Source organism: Microbacterium sp. GXF7504, from assembly GCF_054798235.1.
In genome coordinates this window covers 140,993-160,606 of sequence record NZ_JBSJZI010000003.1, presented here as the reverse complement: position 1 = coordinate 160,606, position 19,614 = coordinate 140,993, and the positions used below count along the sequence as shown (strand labels likewise).

The window sequence follows — 19,614 nt, the reverse complement described above, 5'->3', positions numbered from 1 at the left end:
CGCCCCGGCACGATGCAGGGCGCCCCGCGCGACTCAGTGGTAGAAGTGGCGCTCGCCGGTGAAGTACATGGTCACCCCGGCCTCGCGGGCGGCGGCGATGACCTCGTCGTCGCGCACCGAGCCGCCGGGCTGGATGATCGTCTTGATCCCGGCGTCGATGAGCACCTGCGGGCCGTCGGCGAACGGGAAGAACGCGTCGGATGCGGCGACCGACCCGGCCGCGCGGTCACCCGCGCGCTCCACCGCGAGGCGGCACGAGTCGACGCGGTTCACCTGGCCCATGCCGATGCCGACCGTGGCGGAGTTCTTGGCCAGCACGATCGCGTTCGACTTCACCGCGCGGCAGGACTTCCACGCGAAGGAGAGGTTGGACAGCTCCGCGTCGTCGGGACGCTCGCCGGAGACGAGCTCCCACGTGTCCACGAGCGACTCGATCTCGTTCGGGAACCGGTCGGCGTCCTGCAGCAGCAGTCCGCCGGAGACGAGGCGCACGTCCATCGGCTCCTGCTTCCAGTCCGGCGGGAGCTGCAGGATGCGCAGGTTCTTCTTCAGCTTGAACACCTCGAGCGCCTCGGGCTCGAAGTCGGGGGCCACGATGACCTCGGTGAAGATGTCGCGGAGGTTCTCGGCCATCTTCAGCGTGACGGTGCGGTTGGCCGCGATCACGCCGCCGAACGCCGACACCGGGTCGCACTCGTGCGCGCGCAGGTGGGCGCTCGCGATGGGGTCGAGCGCGTTCGGCGCGGCGATCGCGATGCCGCACGGGTTGGCGTGCTTGATGATCGCGACGGCCGGCTTGACCAGGTCGAAGGCGGCGCGCAGGGCGGCGTCGGCGTCGATGTAGTTGTTGTACGACATCTCCTTGCCCTGCAGCTGCGTGGCCTGCGCGATGCCGTGCCCGCCGACGCGGGTGTAGATCGCGGCGCGCTGGTGCGAGTTCTCGCCGTAGCGGAGCGTGGAGAGGCGCTCGGCCTTGATCGTGAGGTGCTCGGGCAGCTCCTCCTCGACGAGGGTGCCCTCGGCGAACCAGGTGGCGACCGCGCGGTCGTACTGGGCGGTGTGGGCGAACGCGCGGGCGGCGAGCTCCTTGCGCTGGGTGAGCGTGGTGCCGCCGGCCTGCACGGCCTCGATGATCGACGGGTAGCTCTCGGGCGAGACGACGATCGCGACGTTCGCGTAGTTCTTCGCCGAGGCGCGGACCATGGCGGGGCCGCCGATGTCGATCTGCTCGACCACGTCGTCGCCCTGGGCGCCGGAGGCCACCGTCTCGACGAACGGGTACAGGTTCACCACGACGAGCTCGAACGGCGCGATCGACAGCTCGTTGAGCTGCTTCTCGTGGTCCTCGAGGCGGAGATCCGCGAGCAGGCCCGCGTGCACGCCTGGGTGCAGCGTCTTCACCCGGCCGTCGAGCGACTCCGGGAACCCGGTGACGGCGGAGACGTCGGTGACCTCGTGACCGGCGTCACGGATCGTGGATGCGGTGGACCCGGTGGAGACGATCTCCACACCCGCCGCACTCAGCGCCTCGGCGAGGCGGAGCAGGTCGGTCTTGTCGCTGACGGACACGAGCGCGCGCCGGATCGGCACGACGTCGCGGTCGCGGTAGAGGGACGGATCGTGGCTGGGGCCGGCCATGTGGACCTCCTCGGGTGGGGCTGTGGATCAGGATGCGGCGGATGCCGCCAGGTCGAGTTCGCCGGTCGCGATGCGTCGCACGACGTCGATGAGCAGACGCCGTTCGACCGGTTTGATGCGTTCGTGCAGGCTGGTCTCGTCGTCGCCCGGTTCGATCGGCACGCGTTCCTGCGCGAGGATCGGGCCGGAGTCGACGCCCTCGTCGACGACGATGACGCTGGCACCCGTCTGCGCCGCCCCCGCGGCGAGCGCGTCGCGCACGGCGTGCGCACCGGGGAACTCCGGCAGGTACGCCGGGTGGGTGTTGATGAGGCGCGGCGCCCAGGCGGCCACCACGGCCGGGGGCACGAGGCGCATGAGGCCGCTCAGCACGACGAGGTCGGGCTGCCAGACCTGCAGCTGCGCGTTGAGCTCGTCACCCCAGGCCTCGCGTTCGTCGGCTCCGCGCCAGGGCACCATGAAACTCGGGATGCCGAACTCCTCGGCATGGGCCAGACCTGCCGCCTCGCGGTCCGCGCCGACCACCACGACGCGCGCGGGGAAGGTGGGGTCCTCGGCGGCCTCCAGCAGAGCCCGCATGTTCGAGCCGGCGCCGGAGATCAGGACGGCGACCGTTAGCACCCGGTCAGTCTAGCCGCGTCGGGGCTGCCGCATCCCATGCCTGTGGGGGCTCGTCGGGCAGGGGCGCACCGTCGCGGTCGGGCCGCCGGTCGGCGGCCCGCGGGGACAGCAGGAGGATGCCCGCCCCGACCCCCACCTCGATGCCGATCGCGAGCGCGACCGCGCCGGCGGAGGGCCCGACCTCGGCGAGCCGGCCGGGCCCGAGGGAGCCGGAGGCGAGGACGCACAGGAGGGCCGTGACCGCGGCGGTGAGCACGGCGATGCCGAGCGCGATCACCGCCTGCACCGCGAACGTCTCGGACTCCGGACGCAACCGGGAGCGGACGATCCAGCCGGCGAACGCGCCGGCGGCGACCGGGAGGAGGACGAGCACGTACAGCCACGGCGAGGTGTCATCGGGCAGCGCGCCGAGCAGCGGGATGCCCGGCACGACGCCCAGTTCGGTGCCCGCGGGCGACACCGCGGTGCCGGCGCCGAGCGCGAACCCGGGCCCGGCGATGAACGACACCGCCCAGACGACGAGCACCGGCAGGTAGAGGAGCTGGGCGAGCCCCAGCACGACGACGCCCATGAGGTCGAGGTTCGCGGCCTGCGACAGCGCGACGATGCGTCCGCCGCCGACGGCCACCGAGATCGCGGTGACAAGGGCCCCGGCACCGATCACGCCGACGAGCGCGACGGCGGTGCCGCGGCCGATGAGTCCCGGCAGGTCGGGCCAGGCGCCCGGTGTCCGGTCCATCCGCACGACGAGGGCGTCGACGGGCCCGTCGTCGCCGTCCCGGTACGCGGAGACCAGCGCCCCGCAGACCAGGCCCGCGGTGTAGAACGCGGCGGGGAAGAGCACGGCCTGCCAGAGGTGGACGGCCGCGAGGTCGCTGCCGCCGGTCACGGCCACGGCGGCGGCGAGCGCGGTGAACACGACGACGCCGCCGGCGACGCCCCACGGCCAGGCCCCGGCCCGGGCTGCGCGCACGCCGGACCCGGCGGCGAACAGGACGGTGAACAGGCCGAACCCGAGCGGTGCGAGGGAGAGCGTGAACGAGGCGGCGGACGGGTCGATGCCGGCCTCGGCCAGATAGAGGTCGGGAAGGGTCAGTTGCAGTGGTACGGCGTGGCCGAGCTGCCAGACGGCGGCGGAGGTGGGCCACAGCCCCGACCAGTCGGTCGCGCCGAACGCGACGAACCAGAGCACCATGAGCGGCGCGAACGCGGCGGCGACGCCGACGGCCGCCGCGACGAGGGCGTCGAGTGCGGAGAGGAGGAGGACGAGGACGCGTTGCATGCCCCTTCGACCCTACCCACGACGGCGCGGTGGACCGCCGTCGGCGCGCGGGATCAGCGTCCGCTGCGCCACACCCCGCTCGTCGGCAGCGATCCGCCGAAGAGCTGTTCCAGGTTCACGAGCGTGAACCCGCGGTCGGCGAGCCCGTCGTACACCGCCCCGGCGGTGCGGACGGTGTTCGGCTGGATGTCGTGCTGGAGGACGATGGATCCCGGACGCGGCTGGTCGACCGCGCGGCGGACGAGTTCGTCGTCCGCCGGCCCCTGCCAGTCGAGGGTGTCGACGTCCCACAGGACGGCGGCCATGCCGGCGGTCTGGACGACCTCTGCGGTGTAGTCGCCGTACGGCGGGCGGAAGACGGTCGGCGCCTTCCCCGCGGCGAGCCCGATCGCGGCGGTGGTGTCCCCGATCTGCTTCGCCACCTGCGCACGCGGGATGTCCGGCAGATGCGGATGGCTCCAGGTGTGGTTCTCGACGAGGTTGCCCTCGGCGAGGGCCCGGGTCATGACCTCGCCGCTCGCCGCCGCCTTCTGCCCCATGGCGAAGAACGTGACGGAGGCGTGGTGCGCCCATGCGGCGTCGAGGATCGCCGGCGTCCCCTCGCCCGGCCCGTCGTCGTAGGTCAGCGCGACGCACGGGAAGAGGTCGCAGGGCACGGACTCGAACCCGGCGCCGACGGGCGCGGGCGGGGTGTACGGCGTCCCCGCGACGGCGGCGAGGGCCGCACCCGCGGATGTGAGCAGTGGTGCGGAGACCGCCGGCGGGACCGCGATCGTGATGGGCTCGGATGCGGGCGGCATCCCGAGCTGCTCGAGCTCGGGTGCGGTGAACCCCGCGGCGAGCGTGACGGTGAGCGCCCCGTCCGCGGACGGCACGGTCTGCGCCAGCGCCGCGTCCATGCGGGCGGTCCCGTCCTCGCCCGGCGGCTGCACTCCGACCAGGCTCAGTGCGCCGTTCGCGCGGCGGAGCGTGTCGACGACCTGCTCCCAGAGCGCGGCGGGCGCCGCATCCGTCCAGAGGCTCCGCGCCGTGGAGAGCGCACCGGTGGACGTGTCGAGGTAGAGCAGCGTCGCGGTGTCCGACGCCACGGCGCCGGGCGCGCCGGAGACGGTGCGCAACCGCTGCCCGATGACACCGCCGGCGGCGGCGACGAGATCGCAGACCACCGCCGCGCCCTCGCCGCCCGCGGGGCCGAGGGCGGGATCGGCGAGGAGGTCGTCCGCCGTCCGCAGGGTGGACCCGGTCACGCAGGCGCGGTCGCCGAGCCCGGTGCCGGGCGGGAACACCTCGGGGCGGTACGCGGCGCCGGTGGCCGCGGCGCGGGCGGCGATCGTCTCGCGCACCGTCCGGAGCGCGGCGTCCTGCAGCGCCGAGTCGCCGGTCGGCCGCATCCACCGTGCCTGCAGACCGACGGTGTCGTTGCGGACCCGTTCGCCGACGAGCCCCGGCACCGCGGCCGGGTCGAGCGGCGCGGGTTCCGCCGTCACGCTGATCGTCGCCTCCGCCCAGGCGGGCGGCGTCCAGTCCGGGTTCCGCTCGGGCGCGCAGGCCACGAGCGCCAGCAGCAGCGCTGCGAGGGCGACGACGGCGGCGGGCTGCCCGGGTCGGCGGCGGGTCATCGCATGCCCGGCGGCGTCGTGCCGTCGAGGAGACCGGCGAGGGTCCGGGTGTACGGCTGGATGTCGCCGTCCACGGCGTGCGCGCTGAACACGATGACGGGCGCGGTGTCGCCGGCGGAGACCGCGACCAGCAGCCGGTCGGCACCGTCGCGGGCGTGCACCGCCTGCGCGCCCGTGGAGAGCCGCTCCCGCACGCGGGCGTCGTCGACGCCGAGCCCGTCCAGGGCCGCGTCCGGCGCGTCGTCGACCTGCACGAGGGTGATCTCGAGACCGCCGTCGGGGCTGATCAGCCGGACGGTCCCCTCCTCGAACGGCGGATGCTGCACCGCCCAGCCGGCCGGGACCGGCACCGCCGCGTCACCGACCGGAACGGATTCGTCCGCCTCCAGCACGCGCGTGGTGAGGTTGGCCAGGGCGTGCGGGATGACGGTGAACCAGGCGACCGCGCCGAGGACGGCGAGCACCGCGACCACGACCGAGGTGATCGCCAGCGCCGTGCGGACGCGGTGGGTCCCCGCCCGCGTGACGGCCGCATCCGTGCGTGCCACGTCCCCATCTCCCCATCGACCGCGCCCCCAGGCGCCGTCGACGCGATTGTATGCCCGCCGGGCCCTCGCCGCCGAGTGGACCGGGCGGCCCCCGCGCGCGTGTCGCACTCAGGTGGACGAGGTAGCGTCTACGCCCGGGGAGGAGAACCATGCACCCTGCTGCACCAGCACCGGCCCACCCGGGCGTCGTCGACCGTTTCTTCGAGATCACCAGCCGCGGCTCCACCGTCGGCGCCGAGATCCGAGGCGGTGTCGTCACGTTCGTGGCGATGGCCTACATCGTGGTGCTGAACCCGATCATCCTGTCGGGGACGGCCGACGTCGCCGGGAACGAACTCGGCTTCGGCCAGGTCGCGGCGACCACGGCGCTCACCGCCGGTGTCATGACGATCCTCTTCGGACTCGTCACCCGGCTGCCGTTCGCGTTCGCGGCGGGGCTCGGCATCAACTCCTTCCTCGCGGTGAGCGTGGTGGGCGATCTCACCTGGCCCGAGGCGATGGGTCTCGTGGTCGTCAACGGCCTGCTCATCGTCCTGCTCGCGGCCACCGGCATGCGCCGGCTCATCTTCGACGCCGTGCCGCTCGAGCTGAAGACCGCGATCTCGGTGGGCATCGGCCTGTTCATCGCGTTCATCGGGCTCGTCGACGGCGGGTTCGTCACCGCGACCGGGGCGTCCTCCCCGCCGGTCGGCCTCGGTGTCAACGGTTCGATCGCCACCGTTCCGACGCTCCTGTTCGTCTTCACGCTGCTGCTGGTGGCCGTGCTCATGGTGCTGCGGATCCGCGGCGCGATCCTCATCGGCCTCGTCGGCGGCACGATCGTCTCGATCATCGTCGAGGCGATCTGGGACATCGGGTCGCAGGCCGACGGCAACCCGTTCGGGTGGAGCCTCACCGTGCCGGAGCTGCCCGCGCAGCTGCTCAGCATCCCCGACCTCAGCCTCGTGGGTCAGGTGAGCTTCGGCTCGTTCGAGCGCATCGGCGTGCTCGCCGCGACGATGCTCGTGTTCACCCTGCTGTTCACGAACTTCTTCGACGCCATGGGCACCATGACCGGGCTCTCGCGTGAGGCCGGCCTCGCGGACGCCGACGGCAACTTCCCGCGGCTGAAGTCCGCGCTGATCGTGGAAGGCGTCGGCGCCGTCGTGGGCGGCGCGACCTCCTCGTCGTCGAACACCGTGTTCGTCGAATCCGGCGCCGGCATCGGCGAGGGCGCTCGCACCGGGCTCGCGAACGTCGTCACCGGTGTGCTGTTCCTCCTGGCGATGTTCCTGTCGCCGCTGACCACGATCGTGCCGACCGAGGTCGCCGCGGCGGCGCTGGTCATCGTGGGCGCGCTGATGATGGCGCAGATCCGCCACATCGACCTCACCGACCTGGCCGTGCTGATCCCGGTGTTCCTGACGGTGACCGTCATGCCGCTGACCTACTCGATCGCGAACGGCATCGGCGCCGGCTTCATCAGCTGGGTGGTCGTGCAGGCGTGCACCGGCAGGATCCGGAAGGTCAGCCCGCTGCTGTGGGTCGTCGCGGCCGGGTTCGTCGTGTTCTTCGCGCGGGGTCCGCTGGAGGCGCTGCTGTCCTGACGCTCAGGCGTCCATCGGCTCCAGCACGAACACGGCGATCCGCCGGTCGGTCTTCTGCTGGTACGCGTCGTAGTCCGGCCACACTGCGGCGGCACGGGCCCACCATTCGGCACGCTCGTCGCCGTCGAGTTCGCGCGCGGTGTAGTCCCGTTTCACGGCGCCGTCCTGCAGTTCGACGTGCGCGTGCCGGCGCATGTTGTTCGCCCACACCGGCTCATCGGGCGCCCCGCCCTTGGAGGCGACGACCGCGTACCGGCCCTCGTGCTCGACCCGCATGAGCGCGGTCTTGCGCAGCGCCCCCGTCTTCGCCCCCACGGTCGTCAGCACGATGATCGGCACGCCCCGGAGCGTGTTCGCCTCGGCGCCGCCGGACGCCTCGTAGCGCTCGGCCTGCGTGCGGGCCCATTCTGCGGTGGACGGTCGGTACTCTCCGGTGAGCGGCATGCGCCCACGCTACCCGGTCGGCCGTCCCGCACGAACGACGAAGGCGGATGCGGCCCGTCGGGGTCCGCATCCGCCTTCGCGGGGTGCGTCAGAGCGACGCGATGATCTCGCGCATCAGGGCAGCGGTCTCGGACGGGGTCTTCCCGACCTTGACGCCGGCGGCCTCGAGGGCCTCCTTCTTCGCCTGTGCGGTGCCGGCCGAGCCGGAGACGATGGCGCCGGCGTGGCCCATGGTCTTGCCCTCGGGGGCGGTGAAGCCGGCGACGTAGCCGACGACCGGCTTGGTCACGTTGGCCTTGATGAAGTCCGCGGCACGCTCCTCGGCGTCGCCGCCGATCTCGCCGATCATGACGATCGCCTTGGTCTCCGGGTCGGCCTCGAACGCGGCGAGCGCGTCGATGTGCGTGGTGCCGATGATCGGGTCGCCGCCGATGCCGATGGCGGTGGAGAAGCCCAGGTCGCGCAGCTCGAACATCATCTGGTAGGTCAGGGTGCCGGACTTCGAGACGAGACCGATCGGGCCCTTGCCGGTGATGTTCGCCGGGGTGATGCCGACGAGCGCCTCACCGGGGGTGATGATGCCGGGGCAGTTCGGGCCGATGATGCGGGTCTTGTTGCCCTTGCTCTTCGCGTACGCCCACGCCTCGGCGGTGTCGCCGACGGGCACGCCCTCGGTGATCACGACGAGCAGCGGGATCTCGGCGTCGATGGCCTCGATCATGGCGTCCTTCGTGAAGGCCGGGGGCACGAACGCGATGGACACGTCGGCGCCGGTCTTCTCGATCGCCTCGGCGACCGTCCCGAAGACGGGCAGCTCGACCTCGCCCTCGTGCGGCTTCTCGTGCGTGACGGTGGAGCCGGCCTTGCGGGCGTTCACGCCGCCGACGACGTTCGTCCCGGCCTTCAGCATCAGCGCGGTGTGCTTGGTGCCCTCACCGCCGGTGATGCCCTGGACGATGACCTTGGAGTCCTTGTTGAGATAGATCGACATGTGTTGGTCCTTCTTCCGTCTCAGGCTCAGGCGTTCGCCAGCTCGGCGGCCTTGTCGGCGCCCTCGTCCATACCGGCGGCGAGCGTGACGAGCGGGTGGTTCGCGTCGGCGAGGATCTTGCGACCCTCCTCGACCTGGTTGCCGTCGAGACGGACGACGAGCGGCTTGGTGGCCGAGTCCCCGAGGATCTCGAGGGCCTTGACGATGCCCTCCGCGACCGCGACGCAGCTGGTGATGCCGCCGAACACGTTCACGAAGACGCTCTTGACCTGCTCGTCGCCGAGGATGACGTCGAGGCCGGACGCCATGACCTGCGCGTTCGCGCCGCCACCGATGTCGAGGAAGTTGGCGGGCTTCACACCGCCGTGGTTCTCGCCGGCGTAGGCGACGACATCGAGCGTGGACATGACCAGGCCCGCGCCGTTGCCGATGATGCCGACCTGACCGTCGAGCTTGACGTAGTTGAGGCCGGCCGCCTTGGCCTTGGCCTCGAGCGGGTCGGCGGCGTCCTTGTCCTCGAGCTCCTCGTGCTCGGGGTGGCGCACCTCGGTCGCGTTGTCGTCGAGGGAGACCTTGCCGTCGAGCGCGACGATCGAGCCGTCGGCGGTCTGGACGAGCGGGTTGACCTCGACGAGGGTCGCGCCCTCGCCCTTGTAGACGTCGTAGAGCTTGACGAAGACGTCGGAGACCTTCTCGACGAGGTCCGCGTCGAAGTTCGCGGCCTGGGCGATCTCGACGGCCTTGGCCTTGTCGATGCCGGTCAGCGGGTCGACCTCGATACGCGCGAGCGCCTCGGGACGCTCGACGGCGAGCTCCTCGATCTCCATGCCGCCCTCGACCGAGCACAGCGACAGGTAGGAACGGTTGGCGCGGTCGAGCAGCACCGAGAAGTAGAACTCGCGCTCGATCTGCGCGCCCTGCGCGACCATGACGCGCTTGACGACGTGGCCCTTGATGTCGAGGCCGAGGATGGCCTTCGCCGCCTCGTACGCCTCGTCGGGGGTCTTCGCGACCTTCACGCCGCCGGCCTTGCCGCGGCCACCGGTCTTGACCTGCGCCTTGACGACCACGACGCCGCCGATCTTCTCTGCGGCTGCCTTCACCTCCTCAGGGGTGTCGGCGACGATACCGGCGAGCACCGGCACCTCGTACTTCTCGAACAGATCGCGTGCCTGGTACTCGTACAGATCCACAGGGAATCCTCCGCTGGACGTTCAGTGGTGAAGGCCGGAAAAACATCTTGATGTCGAGATATCGGCCAATTGCCAACCCTACCCGATGCGCTGTGATGCTCCGACCCCCTGCACAGGCTTCGCACGCGCCTCGGAGGTTGTCGCGACGACGCCGGCGAGCGCCGCGACCAGCACCGCCGCGAGCAGGCCGGTGCCGAGCAGCTGGTCGCCGAGGCCCGCCATCCCCTCCAGGTCGATCGGTACGCCCGGGTCACGGGCGAGCGCGGCGAAGGCCAGCACCGTGACGCCGAACAGCGCGTTCGCGAGGAACAGCAGGACGCGGCTCGCCCGTGGATACCGGTGGGAGTGGCCGTTGGCGACGTCCCCACCGGTGAGCATGGCCCACACGAACCCGAACAGGACGAAGAAGAGCCCCGTGAACCCGAGGAGGAGCTGCAGCGGGTCCTCGACGAACGTGCGCTGGTCGAACAGCGCGGCGATGAGCAGTGCGGTGCCGACGGCGCCCGCGCGGTCCGGGGTGAACGCGCGGCGGACGAGCCACCACAGCGCCGCCAGGAGCACGCCCACCGTGACCACGAGCGTGAGCGAACGCCCGGTCCACAGCACCCCGGTCGCGCCGCTGAGCGCGACGACCGCGGTCCAGGCGATGGCGACGCCCGCCGCGAGCATGAGCTCCGGCGTCACCGTGCGACCGCGCCGCGCCTGCCGGAGGGCCATGCCGACGAGGGCGAGCCCGCCGACCAGCCGCACCACCCAGATGGCGGTGCCGGTCGTGATCGCCTGGCCGAGCGCCTGCAGCACGGTCGTGAGCGTGTCGTCCGCGGTGTAGGCGAAGGCGACGGCGGAGAAGAGGAGGAGGAAGGCGGCGGGGACGACCGTGACGGTCAGCACCACCGCGAGCGACGGGCCGAGCGTGATGAAGCGGTCGGCGAGCGCTGCGGGGTCGGCGACCGCACCCCGGCGCAGCCGGGCGAGCAGCAGCATCCCGCCGGCGATCACCGCCAGCAGGCCGCACGCGGCGAGCACCGATGCGAGCGAGGGCAGGATGCCGTCCACCGCGTCGGCGACGAGCACCCACACCCGCCACGCGACGAGCGCGACCAGGAGCACGGCGCCGACGACGCCCGGCAGATGGCGCCGCGCCGATGCGACGGCCTCGATCGCGACCGTGCACGACAGCTGCGCCACCGCCGCGCCGGCCGCGACCGCGGCGGGGAAGGCCAGGGTGCCGATGCTCTGCATGACGCTCGTGAGCACCATGGGCCCGACCTCGAGTCCGAACACCGAGGCGCCGCGTGCGATCTGCCACGTGGCGACGCCGATCCCGACGGCCAGCACCGCGAACACGGCGGCGAACTCGCCCCACGCGAACCGTCGGCGTCGCCGGAGGAGGTAGAGCACCCACAGCGCGGCGGCCGCGGCGAACGAGACGACCGCGGCGGGGGTGAGCCCGTCGCCGCGCCCGCCCCAGGCGCCGGTCTCGATGAGGAGCAGGGAGGACACGACCGTGACGGTCACCCCCAGCCAGGCCGGCACGTGGAGCGCCGCCGTCTGGGCGAAGGCGAGCGCGAGCACGACGAGCGCGAGCAGCGGACCGACCGCCCACTCCGGCAGCGACAGCCCCTGCCCGCCGGTGAAGACGAGCGGTGACGCGGCGCGGACGGGTCCGGCGGCGAGCACCGCGACGACCGCGACCGCATAACCGAGGAGGCCGACGATCCAGACCGGGGCGAGGCCGGCCGGCCACCGTTCGACGCGCAGCCGCCCGTCGCGCACCGGATCGACGAACACGGTGCGCACGAAGTCGGCGACCACCCGGGCGAGGGCGACGAGCAGCGCGGTCGCTCGATTCACGGGCCGATCCTCCCCACCCCGGCGCCGGCGTCGAACCACCACACCGCGTCGGGTCCCGCGACCGTGGACCTGTTCCAGGTGACGGTCGACGGCGGCACCGCCCACTCCCCGACCGTCCGGCCGGTGTCGTCGACCACGGTCAGCGTGCCGTCACGGACGAGCGCGATCGTCGCACCGTCGGTGAGGACCTCGACGGCGGGCGGCAGCTTCCACCGCTCCCCGCCGCCGGCCGCGTCGAGTCCGACCACCGCCTCGAGCCCGCTCAGCGCCACGATCCCACCGGCGACCGCCAGCGCCGAGACGGCGGCGCCGGTCTCGGCGTCCCAGACGTGGTCGCCGTCCGCGGCGCGCACCCGTTCGACGACCGCGCCGCGCGCGACGTAGACGTCCGGGCCCACTGCGGCGAGCGCTGTCACCCGGTCGCCGTCGGCGGACCAGCGGATGCGGCCGTCCGCCGCCCCGAGGGCGGCCACGCGGCCGACGCGGTCCGCCGCCACGACGAGGTCGCCCGCGACCTCGACCGCGCCGACCCCGTCCGCGGAGATCCGGGTGCGCCACCGCTCCTCGCCCGTCACGGCGTCGAGCGCGCGGACCGTGCCGTCGAGGCCCGCGAGTACCACCGCATCATCCCCCGCGGCGACCGGTGCGGCCATGACGAGATCGGGGAGCGTCACGGACCACAGCCGCCGCCCGTCGCGGTCGTACCCGACGACGGTCCGGGCGGTGGTGGCCGCGACGAGCACGCCGTGGGCCGTGCCGAGCGCGGTGACGTCCCCGCCCGGATGCAGCACCGTCCGCCCGGCGAGCGCGCCGTCGCCGTCCGGGACGAAGAGGGTGACGTCGCCGCTGACGTCCTCCGCCACCGCCCAGCCGTCACCGACGGGCACCGGCGGCAGGAGCGGGTTCGGGACGACCGGCCACGCGCCGAACACGGGATCCTCCCGCACCGCCGGGACCGCGGCCGCGTCCCATCCGCCGACGTCCCACGACCGCGGCGGATCGGAGAGGACCGGTGCGCCCTCCGGTGCGTCCGCCGGGACGGTGAGCGAGGGGTCCGCGTCGTTGACGCTCGATCGGACCGCGACCTGCCCGGCGCCGGGACACCACAGGGCGATCTCCTCGAACCGGTCGGGCTCGATCCCCTCGCCCCAGGCCAGCTCGGTGCGGCCGACCACCTCGAGGCAGCCCGGGTCGTCCGCGTGCTCGACCAGCACGGGGTCCTCGGGGGTGCGCGCGGCGAACTCGGCCGCGTAGGCGAGTTCCGCCCCAAGGGGGCCGTCCTCGCCGGGGCTCGCGAACACCGCGGCACCCGCCGACGTCCAGGTCGCGCCGGGGGCGACGTCGGCGGCGAGCACCAGCATCCCTGGGATGAAGACGACCGCGTTCGGTGCACCCGTGGAGACGACCAGCCGCACCCCCGATGCGTCGATGCGGTGCAGGTCGCGCTGCTGGCCGCCGTCGGGGCGGATCGACGAGACGACCCAGTGCCGGACGGCCGACACGTCGTCCTCGTCGTACGCGGCGAACGCGAACGACTGGGCGTCCTCGGGGAAGGTGAACAGCGGTGCGATGCCGTTCGAACGCTGATGCTCCTGCACGCTCGTCCCCGCGTCGCCCTCGACCCAGCGCGACAGGCCGTCCTCCGGCAGGTAGCGCCAGGCGCCGGCGGTGTCCGGCCGCACGCTCGCGTCGGACGCCGCGACGAGGACCACGGTCCCTGCGAGGACCACGCCGATCACCCCCGCGTACGCCCCCGCCCGGCGCCGCGGCGACTCCCCCCGGCGCCGGTGCACGCCGCCATGATAGGGCCGGCGCCGAGATCGCGCACGGCTCAGGCGAGGCGGCGGAGGTCCTTCGTCGCGGGCCCTTCGATCCGGGTGCCGTCGGCGGCGAAGCGCGAGGCGTGCAGCGGGCAGTCCCAGGTGCACTCCGCGTCGTTCCAGGACAGCACGCCGCCCAGGTGCGGGCACACCGCCGACACCGCGTGCGTCCGGCCGTCGACGGTCGCGATGCCCACCGGGTGCCCCGCACGGGAGGCGACGGAGCCCTGCCCCTCGCCGGGACGCGGGACCGGTACCGGCCGCGCGACCGACTCGGCCCAGCCGCGCACCGCCTGGGCGCCGATCTTCGCGTTCTCCGTCGCCCCGCGCGCGAGGTCCGCCGGGACCGTGATGCGGGTGCCGATCGTCCGCACCCACGCCGGCTGGTCCGAGGGCGACACCCCCTGGATCTCGCCGGCGATGCGCACGGCGGCGGCCGGCCCGTTCGTGAGCCCCCACTTGGCGTACCCGGTGGCGAAGCGGATGCTGCCGCCGCCGCGCGGCATGGCGCCGATGAACGGTACGAGGTTGTGCGACTCGTAGTCCTGCGCAGACCACCGGAACGTCTCCACCGCCCCCGGGAAGTGCTGCCGCGTCCAGGCGACGAGGTCGTCGTACTGCGCGAGTTCGGAGGCGACGCGCCCGACGGGGTGCCCGTTGCCGCCGACGATGAGCGTCGTGGCCCCGACCGCGCCGTCGTCCGGGCCGACGCCCCGGACCGAGCGGCTCGGCGCGTCGACGGACAGGAACATGCCGGCCGGCACCGCCCCGCCCGGCACCTCGAACGACACCGCGTACGACCGGGTCGCCGACACCTTGGCGAAGGCGAGGCCCCGGTCGGCGATCGGCATCCCGGTGGCGAGCACGATGTGGTCGGCGTAGACCGGACCGGCCGCGGTGGTCACGTGGGGCGAGGGATGCAGCGACGTGCCGGTGACGCGGACGCCGGTGTGCAGCGTCCCACCCGCGGCGAGGAACGCCTCGGCGAGCGCGGTGGCGAGGGTGTCGGGGTCGAGCGCGATCTGGTCGTCGAGGGCGATCGCGCCGGCGACCGCGAACGGCACCGCATCCCGCTCGCCCTGCCGGGCTCGGCGCACGTCGACGAGTCCCGCCTCGCGGGCCGCGTCGAACTCGTCCTCCACGGCGGGCAGCCCCTCCGCGTGGTGCGCATAGGTGTAGGCGGTGCGGCGCACGAAGGGCACGCCCGCCCGCTCCGCGAAGGCGCGGATGTACTCCTGCCCGTCGCGGTTCGCATCGACGTAGGCACGGACGAGCTCCGCCGAATGGTGCGCCCGGATGCTGGAGAGCCGCGTGCCCTGCAGGAGCGACACCTTGCCGGTGTTCGCCCCGGTGGCGAGCGCCGCGACGTCGGCGGCCTCGACGACCGCGACGTCCCGGCCGTCCTGTGCGAGCAGCAGCGCGGTGGCCAGGCCCGTGATGCCGGCGCCCACGACGACGACCTCGTGCGCAGACCCGTCGGTGAGCGGGGTGCCGGACAGCGGCCGGTGATCGGATCTCCACAGCGACGTCATGCAGGGCAGTCAAGCCGCGCGCCGCGGTGGATGCCCGGGGGTTGACAGCGGCGGCGGTACGCCACGGCGGTAGAGTCTGTGCGATGAGCGAGTCAGCGTCCCCGTCCGACGCGCGCGCCGGCGTCGTCGCCGTGGCGCTGGATCTGTTCGCGCGCCAGGGGTTCGAGTCCACCACGGTCGATCAGATCGCGCAGGCCGCGGGCATCTCCCGCTCCACGTTCTTCCGGCAGTGCGGCGGCAAGGACGACGTCGTCTTCGCCGACCACGAGCTCCTGCTGGAGCAGCTGCGCGAGTTCCTCGACGCCCCGCATCCGAACCCCTGGGAGGCGGTCTGCGAGGCGTCGCTGCAGGTGTTCCGCCACTTCGCCGCCGACCCCGAACTGGCGCGCCGCAGGTACGCGGTCGTCCGGCAGGTCCCCGCGCTGCGCGAACGCGAGATCATCACGGTCTTCCGCTACGAGCGCCTCTTCGACGAGTACCTGCGCCGGGCGCTGCCCGGCCTCGACCCGCTCGACGCCGTCGGCTTCGCCGCCCTCGTGACCGCCGTGCACAACCACGTGCTGCGCCAGCTCCTGCGCAGCCAGAAACGCGTGCCGGTCTCGACGTTGCGGAAGGCGCTCGACCAGGCCATGGAGCGCTTCGGCGTGGGCGAGGCGACGGAGCCCGCGGACGACGACGTCGTGGTCGCCGTCTTCCCGCGGCGCATGCCGCCGGCGGAGCTCTCCCGGCGCCTGCACGACACCCTGGGCTGAGTCGTCGCGGCACCCCGGATAGCCGTTCCACACCCCCGGGGCAACCGCCGTCCCCGGAGCCCGTGTGACGGTACGGTCGCAGCATGGGACTGTTCCGACGCACCCCGCAGCAGATCGAGCTCCGCTCCACCGAGGTTGCCCCGACGGCGGCGCACGAGCCCTGGAACCTGTGGTCAGACACGTTCGGCAAGCTGGCGATCCGCGCCGTCCAGGTGATCGTGGTCGTCACGGTCGCCGCTGCGGCGATCCTCGCGATCCGCTCGCTCACGGTCGTGACCATCCCGCTCGTGCTCGCGCTCATCTTCGCCTGCGCGTTCGCCCCGGCGATGAACTGGATGCGGCGGCACGGTGTACCGTCCCTGCTCGCGACGCTCATCACCCTGCTCACGGTCGTCGTGCTCCTCGGGCTGGTGTCGTGGCTCATCGTCTGGGCGGTCGAGCACCAGTGGGACGACCTGTACGGCCAGGCCGAGTCGGGCGTCAACGAGCTCATCGCCTGGGTGCAGTCCCTCGGGTTCGCCCCCGACCAGCAGCAGATCGACGAATGGATCGCCGCGGCGCAGGACTTCGTCACCAGCTCCCAGTTCGGCTCCGGCGCGATCGCCGGGGTGAGCGCGGTCGCGAACTTCGTCACCGGATTCGTGCTGCTCGTCGTGATCCTCTTCTTCTTCCTCAAGGACGGCCCGCAGATGTGGGAGTTCCTGCTGCGCCCGTTCCGCGGCGAGCACGACGCCCGCGGCCGCCGCATCGGCGAGAAGACGGTCACCGTGCTCGGTTCCTATGTGCGTGGGACGGCGACGGTCGCGCTCGTCGACGCGGTCGGCATCCTCATCGGACTGCTCATCCTGCAGGTGCCGCTGGCGATCCCGCTCGCCGTGCTGGTGTTCCTCCTCGCGTTCATCCCCATCGTCGGCGCGACGCTCGCCGGCATCCTCGCCGCGCTCGTCGCACTCGTGGCCAACGGCTGGGTGAACGCGCTGTTCGTCGTCGGGGTCGTCGTGCTGGTCAACCAGCTCGAGGGCAACTTCCTGCAGCCGTTCCTCATGGGACGGTCGATGAAGCTGCACGCGTTCGTCATCCTGGTCGCGTTGACCGTGGGCACCGTGCTCGGCGGGATCGTCGGGGCGGTGCTCGCCGTGCCGATCACCGCGACCGCCTGGGGCATCGTGCAGGTCTGGGACGGCCCGAACCTGCCGGCGCGATGGGCGCGGCCGAAGGCGCCCGCCCGACTCTGACGCGCGTGCAAGGGGGTGCCGCCGCGGCGCGCGGACGGCCAGGATGAGCGTGTGCGCTACGAGATCCCGGCCCCGATGCTGGCCAAGGCGGTCCCCGCCGTCCCCACCGACGACGGCTACCTGTTCGAACCGAAGTGGGACGGCTTCCGCGTGCTCGCCGCGTGGGACGGCGAACAGGTCGAGCTGGGCTCGCGCGGCGCGAAACCGCTCACCCGGTACTTCCCCGAGCTGGTCGCCGCACTCCCGGAGGTGCTGCCGGGCCCGTGCCTCATCGACGGTGAACTCGTGGTCGCACGCGGCGAGCCCGGCGCGCAGCGGCTCGACTGGGAGGCGCTGAGCGCCCGCATCCATCCGGCCGACTCCCGGGTGCGGATGCTCTCGGTCGAGACCCCGGCGATGCTCATCGCGTTCGACCTGCTCGCCGAGGGCGACGACGACCTGCAGGCGACGCCGTTCGGCGAGCGACGGGCCCGGCTCGAGCGGCTCCTCGCCGAGGTGCCGCATCCGGTGCACCTCACCCGCACCACCACCGACCCCGCGCTCGCGCAGCGGTGGCTCGCCGAGTTCGAGGGCGCCGGGCTCGACGGCGTCGTCGCGAAGCGGACGGATGCGGCGTACGCCCCCGGCAAGCGCACGATGCTGAAGATCAAGCACGCGCGTACCGCCGACGTGGTGCTGCTCGGGTACCGGGTGCACAAGAGCGGACGCGGAGTCGGGTCGCTGCTGCTCGGTCTGTACGACGCCGACGGCAGGCTCCACGGGGTCGGCGGTGCGTCCGCGTTCAGCGACAAGCGACGGTTGGAGCTCGTCGACGAGCTCGAACCGTACGTGGAGCGGGATGCGGACGGCAACGCGGTCACCGGCGAGACGGACCGCTCCCGGTTCTCCGGCTCGAAGGACGTCTCCTTCGTGCGGCTGCGGCCCGAGCGGGTGCTCGAGGTGCGGTACGACCAGCTCGAGGGGATGCGGTTCCGCCACACCGTGCAGTTCGAGCGGTGGCGTCCGGACCGCGAGCCGTCCTCGTGCACGTTCGCGCAGCTGGACCAGCCCGCCGCGTACGATCTCGCCGACGTCATCGACTGAGCGTCGCGCGCGGGTTCGGGTTCGGGTTCGGGTTCGCGCGTGCGCGTGCACAACTGCGGAGATGAGGGCCGACACGCCGGGCGACGGATGCCGCGACCCGGCGTGTCGCGCACGAACTCCGCAGTTGTGCCCGCCGCATCCGCCGCCGTCGCACCACCGAACAGGGACCGGGCACCGCACCAACACCGCGCGGGCGCGTGCACAACTGCGGAGATGACGACCGACACGCCGGGCGACGGATGCCGCGACCCGGCGTGTCGCGCACGATCTCCGCAGTTGTGCCCGCCGCATCCGCCGCCGCCGGACGCCGGACGGCGCCTCAGCCCTCGTCCTTGGGCCAGTTCTTCGGATTCTTACGGCTCGGCTGCACGCGCGGCGGCTCCCCCGGCATCTTCGGGAAGTCCGGCGGGAACGGCAGCTCGCCGAGGCCGTCCGCGAGGTCGCGCTCCCACCACTGCAGCAGGGTGTCGATGCGGCCGGGCCTCGCCTGCATGTCGGCCCACGGGTCGCCGACCTCGGCGAGGCGGTCCGGGATGCTGCGGACGGTGAACGCCGCCGGGTCGACCGCATCCAGCTCGTCCCACGTGATCGGGGTCGACACCGTCGCCCCGGGCGACTGCCGCGGCGAGTACGCACCGGCCATCGTGCGGTCGCGGTTGGCCTGGTTGTAGTCGACGAAGATCCGTTCGCCGCGCTCCTCCTTCCACCACGCGGTCGTGACCCGGTCCGGCATGCGGCGTTCGAGTTCGCGGCCGGCGGCGATGACCGCGTGTCGCACGTCGAGGAACTCGTGCGTCGGCTCGATCGGGCAGAAGACGTGGAGTCCGCGGTTGCCGCTCGTCTTGATCCACGGTTCGAGCCCGGCCTCCTGCAGCACCTCGCGCAGGCCGTGCGCGGCGGCGACCGCCTCGGCGAAGCCGGTGCCCGGTTGCGGGTCGAGGTCGATGCGCAGTTCGACGGGGTTGTCGGGGTCCGACGCGAGCGACGCCCACGGGTGGAACACGATCGTGTTCATCTGCGCCGCCCACACCGCGGACGCGATCTCGGTGAGCACGAGCTGCGGATGCGAACGGCCCGAGTTGTAGGTGACGGTCACGGCCTCGACGTAGTCGGGCGCGCCCTTCGGCGGGTTCTTCGAGAAGAAGCTCTCGCCGCCGACGCCGTCCGGGAACCGCTCCAGCGACACCGGGCGGTTCCCGTTGGCGGCGAGGAAGGGCTGGGCGACGGCGATGAAGTACTCGGCGAGCTCGCGCTTGGTGATGCCCACTTCCGGCCACAGCACCCGGTCCGGGTTCGAGACCCCGACCTCGCGGTCGCCGTGGGGGCCGGGGACGGTGAGCGTGATCCGCGGTGACGCCATGGGGTCACCCTAGGCGGGCGGTCGCCGCATCCTCCACCCCTTGCCCGCGTCCTCCC

16 protein-coding genes are annotated in these 19,614 nt (G+C 72.9%); 4 read left to right on the top strand and 12 right to left on the bottom strand.

The window, feature by feature from the left end; all coding sequences use genetic code 11:
- Window positions 1–33: 33 nt before the first annotated feature.
- From purH to ACWAUO_RS08270, 5 genes are read right to left on the bottom strand one after another with little or no spacing between them, the layout of a single operon-like run.
- Window positions 34–1,638, bottom strand: a complete 1,605-nt coding sequence (purH, locus tag ACWAUO_RS08290) for a bifunctional phosphoribosylaminoimidazolecarboxamide formyltransferase/IMP cyclohydrolase (protein WP_460774603.1) — start codon at window positions 1,636–1,638, stop codon at window positions 34–36.
- Between the two features lie 27 nt (window positions 1,639–1,665).
- Window positions 1,666–2,259 (bottom strand): phosphoribosylglycinamide formyltransferase, encoded by a 594-nt coding sequence (gene purN, locus ACWAUO_RS08285; RefSeq protein WP_460774602.1) that lies wholly within the window; start codon window positions 2,257–2,259, stop codon window positions 1,666–1,668.
- Between the two features lie 4 nt (window positions 2,260–2,263).
- Window positions 2,264–3,541 (bottom strand): cell division protein PerM, encoded by a 1,278-nt coding sequence (locus ACWAUO_RS08280; protein ID WP_460774600.1) that lies wholly within the window; start codon window positions 3,539–3,541, stop codon window positions 2,264–2,266.
- A gap of 53 nt (window positions 3,542–3,594) precedes the next feature.
- Window positions 3,595–5,160, bottom strand: coding sequence for a polysaccharide deacetylase family protein (locus ACWAUO_RS08275; RefSeq protein ID WP_460774598.1), 1,566 nt, complete (start codon window positions 5,158–5,160; stop codon window positions 3,595–3,597).
- Window positions 5,157–5,708, bottom strand: a complete 552-nt coding sequence (locus ACWAUO_RS08270) for a hypothetical protein (RefSeq protein ID WP_460774597.1) — start codon at window positions 5,706–5,708, stop codon at window positions 5,157–5,159. The genes ACWAUO_RS08275 and ACWAUO_RS08270 overlap by 4 nt, the downstream gene beginning before the upstream one ends.
- Window positions 5,709–5,857: 149 nt before the next feature.
- Between ACWAUO_RS08270 and ACWAUO_RS08265 the strand changes: the two genes are divergently transcribed.
- On the top strand, window positions 5,858–7,294 hold the full coding sequence (locus tag ACWAUO_RS08265; RefSeq protein WP_460774596.1) for an NCS2 family permease: 1,437 nt from the start codon (window positions 5,858–5,860) through the stop codon (window positions 7,292–7,294).
- 3 nt (window positions 7,295–7,297) lie between these two features.
- On the opposite strand, the gene ACWAUO_RS08260 is transcribed toward ACWAUO_RS08265, so the two are convergent.
- From ACWAUO_RS08260 to ACWAUO_RS08235, 6 genes are all read right to left on the bottom strand, one after another.
- Complete coding sequence (locus ACWAUO_RS08260) at window positions 7,298–7,738, bottom strand: nitroreductase family deazaflavin-dependent oxidoreductase (RefSeq protein WP_460774594.1); 441 nt, start codon at window positions 7,736–7,738, stop codon at window positions 7,298–7,300.
- 88 nt (window positions 7,739–7,826) lie between these two features.
- On the bottom strand, window positions 7,827–8,729 hold the full coding sequence (gene sucD, locus ACWAUO_RS08255) for a succinate--CoA ligase subunit alpha (RefSeq protein WP_460774593.1): 903 nt from the start codon (window positions 8,727–8,729) through the stop codon (window positions 7,827–7,829).
- Window positions 8,730–8,755: 26 nt separating this feature from the next.
- Window positions 8,756–9,922, bottom strand: coding sequence for an ADP-forming succinate--CoA ligase subunit beta (sucC, locus tag ACWAUO_RS08250; RefSeq protein ID WP_460774592.1), 1,167 nt, complete (start codon window positions 9,920–9,922; stop codon window positions 8,756–8,758).
- Between the two features lie 78 nt (window positions 9,923–10,000).
- Window positions 10,001–11,776, bottom strand: a complete 1,776-nt coding sequence (locus ACWAUO_RS08245) for a hypothetical protein (RefSeq protein WP_460774590.1) — start codon at window positions 11,774–11,776, stop codon at window positions 10,001–10,003.
- Window positions 11,773–13,569, bottom strand: coding sequence for an outer membrane protein assembly factor BamB family protein (locus ACWAUO_RS08240; RefSeq protein ID WP_460774589.1), 1,797 nt, complete (start codon window positions 13,567–13,569; stop codon window positions 11,773–11,775). The genes ACWAUO_RS08245 and ACWAUO_RS08240 overlap by 4 nt, the downstream gene beginning before the upstream one ends.
- 38 nt (window positions 13,570–13,607) lie before the next feature.
- Window positions 13,608–15,128: an FAD-dependent oxidoreductase gene (locus ACWAUO_RS08235; protein ID WP_460774587.1), complete on the bottom strand. Its 1,521-nt coding sequence runs from the start codon at window positions 15,126–15,128 to the stop codon at window positions 13,608–13,610.
- 83 nt (window positions 15,129–15,211) lie between these two features.
- Here ACWAUO_RS08235 and ACWAUO_RS08230 point away from each other — a divergent pair, with 83 nt between their 5' ends.
- From ACWAUO_RS08230 to ACWAUO_RS08220, 3 genes are all read left to right on the top strand, one after another.
- The gene (locus ACWAUO_RS08230; protein ID WP_460774586.1) at window positions 15,212–15,880 is read left to right on the top strand and encodes a TetR/AcrR family transcriptional regulator; all 669 of its coding nucleotides are present in this window, start codon (window positions 15,212–15,214) and stop codon (window positions 15,878–15,880) included.
- An 83-nt stretch (window positions 15,881–15,963) separates the two neighbouring features.
- Entirely contained in the window at window positions 15,964–17,115 is a 1,152-nt protein-coding gene (locus ACWAUO_RS08225; protein WP_460774585.1) for an AI-2E family transporter, read from the top strand.
- Between the two features lie 51 nt (window positions 17,116–17,166).
- The gene (locus tag ACWAUO_RS08220) at window positions 17,167–18,198 is read left to right on the top strand and encodes an ATP-dependent DNA ligase (RefSeq protein WP_460774583.1); all 1,032 of its coding nucleotides are present in this window, start codon (window positions 17,167–17,169) and stop codon (window positions 18,196–18,198) included.
- 319 nt (window positions 18,199–18,517) lie between these two features.
- On the opposite strand, the gene ligD is transcribed toward ACWAUO_RS08220, so the two are convergent.
- Window positions 18,518–19,558 carry a non-homologous end-joining DNA ligase gene (ligD, locus tag ACWAUO_RS08215; protein ID WP_460774581.1) on the bottom strand — a complete coding sequence of 347 codons (1,041 nt, stop codon included), beginning with the start codon at window positions 19,556–19,558 and terminating at the stop codon, window positions 18,518–18,520.
- Window positions 19,559–19,614 lie beyond the last annotated feature (56 nt).